Annotated in this window: 4 protein-coding genes and 4 pseudogenes; 1 reads left to right on the top strand and 7 read right to left on the bottom strand. The window is 72.8% G+C overall.

Annotated features, from left to right (window positions below):
• A pseudogene (locus tag I5E_RS24035) lies at positions 1 to 511 on the top strand (ATP-binding cassette domain-containing protein); the annotation flags it as partial.
• Between the two features lie 2 nt (positions 512 to 513).
• On the opposite strand, the pseudogene I5E_RS27515 reads toward I5E_RS24035, so the two are convergent.
• The 7 genes and pseudogenes from I5E_RS27515 to I5E_RS25015 all read right to left on the bottom strand — a co-directional run.
• Positions 514 to 1,347 (bottom strand): annotated as a pseudogene (locus I5E_RS27515) (SseB family protein); the annotation flags it as partial.
• 4 nt (positions 1,348 to 1,351) lie between these two features.
• Positions 1,352 to 2,098 (bottom strand): bifunctional 1-(5-phosphoribosyl)-5-((5-phosphoribosylamino)methylideneamino)imidazole-4-carboxamide isomerase/phosphoribosylanthranilate isomerase PriA, encoded by a 747-nt coding sequence (priA, locus tag I5E_RS20730; protein ID WP_022908661.1) that lies wholly within the window; start codon positions 2,096 to 2,098, stop codon positions 1,352 to 1,354.
• Between the two features lie 95 nt (positions 2,099 to 2,193).
• Positions 2,194 to 2,834: pseudogene (hisH, locus tag I5E_RS24030) on the bottom strand (imidazole glycerol phosphate synthase subunit HisH).
• Entirely contained in the window at positions 2,831 to 3,433 is a 603-nt protein-coding gene (gene hisB, locus I5E_RS20725) for an imidazoleglycerol-phosphate dehydratase HisB (RefSeq protein WP_022908660.1), read from the bottom strand. The pseudogene hisH and the gene hisB overlap by 4 nt, the downstream one beginning before the upstream one ends.
• Positions 3,430 to 4,554 carry a histidinol-phosphate transaminase gene (locus I5E_RS20720; protein ID WP_022908659.1) on the bottom strand — a complete coding sequence of 375 codons (1,125 nt, stop codon included), beginning with the start codon at positions 4,552 to 4,554 and terminating at the stop codon, positions 3,430 to 3,432. The genes hisB and I5E_RS20720 overlap by 4 nt, the downstream gene beginning before the upstream one ends.
• A gap of 98 nt (positions 4,555 to 4,652) precedes the next feature.
• Complete coding sequence (locus I5E_RS20715) at positions 4,653 to 4,883, bottom strand: LysM peptidoglycan-binding domain-containing protein (protein WP_261975016.1); 231 nt, start codon at positions 4,881 to 4,883, stop codon at positions 4,653 to 4,655.
• Positions 4,877 to 5,246, bottom strand: a pseudogene (locus tag I5E_RS25015) (pyridine nucleotide-disulfide oxidoreductase); the annotation flags it as partial. The gene I5E_RS20715 and the pseudogene I5E_RS25015, both read right to left, overlap by 7 nt.

Genomic DNA, 5,246 nt, shown 5'->3' with positions numbered 1-5,246 from the left:
GCCGCCGTCCAGGCGAGGCGGTCCGCCGGCTCGCAGCCGGCGCCAACCCGTGACGAGGTCCGCGACCTCGGCTCCGCGGCCGTGATCGACGCGTCCTTCGACGTGCGTCCCGGCGAGATCTTCGTCGTCATGGGTCTGTCCGGCTCGGGCAAGTCGACGCTCATCCGCATGCTGAACGGCCTGCTCGAAACCGACGGCGGGGAACGTCGAGATCGGCGGTCGCACCGTCACGGGGGCCACCCCGCGCCAGGTCCGCGACATCCGTCGGTCGAGCGTGTCGATGGTCTTCCAGCACTTCGCGCTGCTGCCGCACCGCACCGTGCTCGAGAACGTCGCGTTCGGCCTCGAGGTGAACGGCGTCGACAGGGCCACCCGGCTCGCCAAGGCCCGCGAGGTGATCGGCCTCGTCGGACTCGACGTCTGGGCGGACGCGAAGCCCGACGAGCTCTCCGGCGGCATGCAGCAGCGTGTCGGCATCGCCCGCGCCCTCGCCGCCGAGACCGACGTCCTGCACGCTGGGCGCAACGCCACCCGCATGCTGTCCACGCGGTCCGCGATGACGGCGTCCGCCGTCCAGCGCTGCTGCAGGCGTCCGACGAGCTCCTGCACCTGGGACTGGTCGAGACCCGGGTGCAGCGCCAGGCCCACCGTCAGCTCCGCACCGGCGAAGCGTCCGAGCGGGTCCCCCGGGGCGAGCTCGACCCGCGCCACGGCACGCTCCCCCACGACGGAGTCGGCGAAGGCCTGGGCGACCTCCGGGTCCTCGAAGCAGGGCGTCCACGGCAGGTCCTGCCCGATCGCCCACACGGCGGGACGGCGGAGCACGAACTCGGTCGGTGCCGTCGGGTCGAGGACCACGAGCTGGGTCTCCTCGCTCGCGGCGGCCATCGCGACCCGACGCGAATCGGCGGGGACCGGCCGGGCGTCGGCATCCCAGGTCCGCATCGCCTCGACCGAGGTGAACGCGGGCATCACGCTCCGGCCGTCCGGGCCGGCGACCGTGACGATCGAGAGCTCCTGCGTCTTGTCGACGAGCTTGCCGGTGTCGGTGTGGCCGACGTCGCCGGCCTCGGCGATGAGCGGGATGAGCAGCCGCGCGGTGCGGAGCGCGTCGACGACCGCCCGCTGGGAGCCGCCGTCGGGCAGCGCCCTGATCGCGTCGACGACCGCCGGGTCGGCGAGTCCGTCGTCGTCGTCGAAGGTCGTGTCGTGCTGGTCGAACGAGCGCCCGGCCCACGCGGTGCCGGCCGAGTCGGCGGCGCCGCCTGGGGTGTGGGCGTCGTCCGGGTGCCCGGTGCCGTCCGGGACCTCGGGACCGGTCCCGCGACCGTTCGAGATGCCCGACACGCCGCTACTCCGACGCGACGTCGAGGGCGGCGGGGAGCGTGAACGCCCCCGAGTAGAGCGCCTTGCCGATGATCGCGCCCTCGAGACCGTGCGGCACGAGCGCGCGCAGGGCACGCAGGTCGTCGAGCGTCGAGATCCCGCCGGACGCCACCACGGGCTGGTCGGTGCGGTCGCAGACGGCCCGGAGCAGGTCGACGTTCGGCCCCTGCAGCGTGCCGTCCTTGGTGACGTCGGTGACGACGTAGCGGGCGCAGCCGGCGTCCTCGAGGCGGTCGAGGACCTCCCACAGGTCGCCGGCGTCCTCGGTCCACCCGCGGCTGGCGAGGGTCGTCCCGCGCACGTCGAGTCCGACGGCGATCTGCTCGCCGTACTGCCGGATGACGCGCGCCGCCCACTCCGGGTCCTCGAGCGCCGCGGTGCCGAGGTTCACGCGTGCCGCGCCGGTCGCGAGGGCCGCCTCGAGCGACGCGTCGTCGCGGATGCCGCCGGACAGCTCGACCGCCACGCCCTCGACCTCGCGGACGGCGTGCGCGATCACCCTGCGGTTGTCGCCGCGGCCGAACGCCGCGTCGAGGTCGACGAGGTGGATCCACTCCGCGCCCTGGTCGCGCCACGTCCGGGCTGCCGACACCGGGTCGCCGTAGGAGGTCTCGCTGCCGGCCTCGCCCTGCGTGAGACGCACCGCCTGGCCGTCGACGACGTCCACGGCGGGCAGCAGGACGAGGGGCGTGGTGGAGGAGAGCTCGGTCATGGTCCTGTCTTCGTTGCGGGAGCGGGCGCGGTGCGCTGGTCGGGAGGAGCGGTGCGGGTCCGTCACGGACCGCGCCGCCGGACCCGTGGCCGGGTTCAGAGCGACTGCACCCAGTTGCGAGCAATCGGATGCCCGGCTCGCCGGACTTCTCGGGGTGGAACTGGGTGGCGGTGAGCGGGCCGTTCTCGACGGCGGCGACGAACCGCTGCCCGTGCTCGGCCCAGGTCAGCCGGGGCGCGCGGAACGGGCCGTACGCCTCGAGCGGGAAATCGGTCACGCCGTAGGAGTGCACGAAGTAGAAGCGCTCGTCGTGCAGGCCGTCGAACAGCACCGAGTCGGCGGGCGCGTCGACGGTGTTCCAGCCCATGTGGGGCAGGACGTCCGCCTGGATCTGCTCGACGGTGCCCGGCCACTGGCCGAGTCCCTCGACGTCGGCACCGCGCTCGATGCCGCGGGAGAACAGCACCTGCATGCCGACGCAGATACCGAGGACCGGACGTCCGCCGGCCAGGCGGTGGTCGACGATCTCGCCGCCCTGCACGCTCTCGAGCTGCTCCACGACGGCACCGAACGCCCCGACGCCCGGGACGAGCAGGCCGTCGGCGCGGAGCGCGGTCTGCTTGTCGGCGGTCAGGGTGACGTCGGCGCCGGCGCGCTCGAGCGCCTTGGCGGCCGAGTGGACGTTGCCGGACCCGTAGTCGAGGACGACGACGTTCGGCTTCGCGCCCGCCGTCACAGCGAGCCCTTGGTGGACGGGATGCCGTCCACGCGGGGGTCGAGCTCCACCGCGGTGCGCATCGCCCGCGCGAACGCCTTGAACTCGGCTTCGGCGATGTGGTGCGGATCGCGGCCCGCGAGCACGCGGACGTGGACCGTGATGCCGGCGTTGAACGCGATGGCCTCGAACACGTGGCGGACCATCGAGCCGGTGAAGTGCCCGCCGATGCGGTGGAACTCGAAGCCGGCGGGCTCGCCGGAGTGCACGAGGAACGGACGGCCCGACACGTCGACGACCGCCTGCGCGAGGGCTTCGTCGAGCGGCACCAGCGCGTCGCCGTAGCGGCCGATGCCGGCACGGTTGCCCAGGGCCTGCTTGAGCGCCTGGCCGAGCACGATGCCGGTGTCCTCGACGGTGTGGTGCACGTCGATGTGGGTGTCGCCCGTCGAACGCACGCGGAGGTCGATGAGCGAGTGCTTGCTGAACGCGGTCAGCATGTGGTCGAAGAACGGCACGCTCGTCGAGATGTCGGACGTGCCGGTGCCGTCGAGGTCGAGTTCGAGCTCGATGCTCGACTCGCTCGTGCTCCGGCTGATCGTGGCGGTGCGCGCGGTCATGCTGCAACCCTAACCGGCGGCTGATCGGCGGCGACGCGGCGCATGGCGTCGAGGAACACCGTGGTCTCCTCCTCGGTGCCGGCGCTCACGCGCAGGTGGTTCGGGATGCCGAGGTCACGGACGATGACGTCCTGCTCGAGGAGCGCCTCGAACGCGGCGTGCGGGTCTGCAACGCCCCCGAACAGGACGAAGTTCGACCAGGTCTCGTAGGTGCGGTACCCCATCGCGCCGAGCTCGGTCACCATGCGGTCGCGCTGCCGGGTGATGTCGTCCACCATCGCCAGCATCGCGGGCGCGTGCCGGAGCGCTGCGACCGCGGCCGCCTGCGTCAGGGCGGACAGGTGGTACGGCAGCCGGACGAGCCGGATCGCGTCGATGACGGCCGGGTGGGCGGCCATGTAGCCCACGCGGGCCCCGGCGAACGCGAAGGCCTTGCTCATGGTGCGGGACACGACGAGGCGCTCGCGGCCGGGCAGCAGCGTGAGCGCGCTCGGGGCGTCGGCCGGCATGAACTCGGCGTAGGCCTCGTCCACCATCACGATGCCGTCGGTCGCGGCGTACGCGGCCTCGATCGTCTCGATCGGGAGCGGGGTCCCGGTCGGGTTGTTCGGCCCGCAGAGGAACACGATGTCCGGCTGGTGCTCGCGGATGGCCGCCACGACCGTCTCGGGCGAGATCCGGAACTCGTCGTCGCGCTGGGCGGGGATCCACGTCGTCCCGGTTCCCGAGGCCAGGATCGAGTGCATCGAGTAGGTCGGAGGGAACCCGAGCACGCTGCGCCCCGGCCCGCCGAACGCCTGCAGGAGCTGCTGGAGGACCTCGTTCGAACCGTTGGCCGCCCAGATCTGTTCCGGGCCGAGCGACTGCTCCGGCGCGGTGTCGCGCTGCAGGTAGTCCGCGAGGGACTGCCGCAGCTCGGAGAACTCGCGGTCCGGGTAGCGGTTCACGGTGGTCAGCGCCTGCCGGATCGACGACACGATGTCCTCGGCGACGTCAGCCGGCACCGGATGCGTGTTCTCGTTGACGTTGAGCTGCACGCGCACGTGCTTCTGCGGTGCGCCGTACGGGCTCTGCCCGCGCAGGTCGTCTCGGATCGGGAGGTCTTCGAGCGTGAATGCCACCGATCCATCGTAGGCCGCACGGGCGGTCGGACGACCGGCCGTCCGGACGGTGGGCCGTCGCGACACTTCTGCGGCGCTGCGTGGCGGCCGGCGTCGCGTCAGTGCGCGGCGGTGTACTGCGCCGGGATCGCGATCTCCTGACCGGCCTGCAGACCGGAGCCGTCGAGGGCGTTGAGGCTCACGACGTCCTGCACGAAGTCACGCGGGTCGGCGTTCGGCGCGGTCTCTTCCGCGAGCTGCCAGAGCGTCTCGCCCGGCTGGATCGTCACGGTCTCGAAGTGGGCGTGCGACTCGGTGTTGCCGGCGGACGCCTGCCCGCCGTTCAGCACGGCGAGTGCCGACCACGGAAGACGTCCCGGCCCGGGTACCAGGGGACGAAGGGCGTGCCCCACGTCCCCGAGGCGTTCACCACGACGTCCGCGCCGATCCGGCTCGTCCCCCCGTCGGCACTGCGGACCGTGACGCACAGTCCGGCCGAGGATCCGGTGGTGTCCGCGATGCGCGACACGGAGGTCACCGCGACCGGCCGCCGCACGCGCAGGTCGTAGTACTGCTCGAAGCGTCGGTAGTACTCGCCGACGACGTCCCGGGCCGGCCGCGACCGATCGGCGTCGTCGAACCGGAGGCCCATCGCGTTCATCCCCGGCAGGTCGTGCACGCGGTGCGCGGCTCCGAGACGGAGGGCCTCCCAC

It is taken from the genome of Curtobacterium sp. B18 (assembly GCF_000333375.1).
Lineage (GTDB): Bacteria > Actinomycetota > Actinomycetes > Actinomycetales > Microbacteriaceae > Curtobacterium.
The sequence above is the reverse complement of the archived record's forward strand: the minus strand, read 5'-3'. Positions and strand labels throughout refer to the sequence as shown.